Genomic DNA, 418 nt, shown 5'->3' with positions numbered 1-418 from the left:
GCTTGCTGCCCGGCACGCCTTCGCCGGATTGGCCGATTGTTTCATTGCGCTGCCGGTCGTTGGTGCCTGTCGTTATCTCTAGTTTTTGAGCCATTGCAGTACTCTTTTGCGGAGGCGCAGCTCTCAACTCCTGCGGTTCGAACGCCTCAGCTCCGCATAGGTTCCGGTTGGCAATCGTTCGCCGGCGGGCCGGTGGAAAACGGTACGAGATCGGCGAGCTCATCGCCCAAAACATCGGGGGATTCCCTTCAATGGCGCAGCCGCAGCCTTTGCGTCAGCCCAGCCGCTCCGACCGCACTTTCACATCGTCGCTCAGCTGCCGCACGATCTCGGCGGTCTTGCGGATATCCGCTTCGTCGAGAGCGACGCCCATGGTCGCGGCGATCGCCATCAGCTGGGCGTTCAGCTCGCCGTAGCG

Source organism: Mesorhizobium sp. M6A.T.Cr.TU.017.01.1.1 (genome assembly GCF_004023115.1).
GTDB lineage: Bacteria > Pseudomonadota > Alphaproteobacteria > Rhizobiales > Rhizobiaceae > Mesorhizobium > Mesorhizobium mediterraneum.
The sequence above is the reverse complement of the archived record's forward strand: the minus strand, read 5'-3'. Positions refer to the sequence as shown.